Origin of the sequence: Pseudomonas sp. ARP3 (assembly GCF_001029595.1) — a bacterium.
Taxonomy (GTDB): Bacteria; Pseudomonadota; Gammaproteobacteria; order Pseudomonadales; family Pseudomonadaceae; genus Aquipseudomonas; species Aquipseudomonas rhodesiae.
Genome location: NZ_LEKF01000063.1, coordinates 1 through 1,066, shown reverse-complemented (window position 1 = coordinate 1,066; position 1,066 = coordinate 1). Strand labels below are relative to the sequence as shown.

The 1,066-nt window shown below is 59.1% G+C and carries 1 protein-coding gene; it reads left to right on the top strand.

Annotated elements, in window-relative coordinates; genetic code table 11:
* The first annotated feature begins 96 nt into the window (after nucleotides 1-96).
* Nucleotides 97-1,059 carry an IS30-like element ISPpu17 family transposase gene (locus ABX75_RS28010; RefSeq protein WP_004577240.1) on the top strand — a complete coding sequence of 321 codons (963 nt, stop codon included), beginning with the start codon at nucleotides 97-99 and terminating at the stop codon, nucleotides 1,057-1,059.
* Nucleotides 1,060-1,066: the final 7 nt, after the last annotated feature.

Genomic DNA, 1,066 nt, shown 5'->3' with positions numbered 1-1,066 from the left:
CCTGAATTCATAGAATAAGCGCAACGCTTGAAACGAGAGGCAGAGAGCCAGCCACCGGTAGAATCCAGGCTCTCACACCGAAGGATTCAAGCGCAGATGACTACGCATTACCGGCAGCTGACTCAGGGACAACGTTACCAGATTGAGGCTGGCTTGAGCGCCGCAGAGAGCCAGGCGAGCATTGCAAAGCGGGTCGGCGTGCATCCCTCGACGATCAGTCGCGAGGTTCGCCGCAACAGCACCCAGAATATCTACAAGGCTGTTTCTGCGGCCCATGAAAGTGATGCTCGTCGAGCGGGTGCGCGCAAGTTTTGCAAGCCGGCGACATGGCTCAGCCATCATCTCCCGGTGTGGCTCAAGCATGGCATGAGTCCGGAGCAGATCGCCCAGCGGTTGAAGCAGGAGCAGCCAAGCCGGGCGGTCAGCCATGAGTGGATTTATCGGTTCATTGCCGCCGAACAGCGCGCCGGTGGTGAGCTTTATACCTATCTGCGACATCGCCGAAAGCGCTACCGGAAACGCTATGGAAGCCACGATCGGCGCGGGCAGCTGCGTAATCGCGTGTCAATCAGTGAACGCCCAGCCGAGGTCGAAAGCCGCGAGCGCCTGGGGGACTGGGAGGGCGATACGGTACATGGACTGGGCGGTAACCTGGTGACCCTGGTTGATCGCAAAAGCGGCTATCTGAGCGCCTATCCGGTCAAGCGCAGAACGCGCCGGCAGGTAACGCGGGCGATCAATCTGATGCTTCAGGGCCATGCCGCTCACACGCTGACGCTGGATAACGGAAGGGAGTTTGCCGGGCATGAACGCATCGCGCTACGGAGCCAGTGCCAGGTCTTTTTTGCAGACCCCTATTCATCCTGGCAACGTGGCACCAATGAAAACACCAACGGTCTGCTCCGCCAGTATTTCCCCAAGGGCAGCGACTTCAGCAAGCTGACCGTCGAAGCCGTCAATCGGACAGTAGCGAGGATCAATCTACGCCCGCGCAAGCGCTTGGGCTGGAAGACGCCGTACGAAGTGCATACAGGGGTGAGCGTTGCACTTATGTGTTGAATTCAGG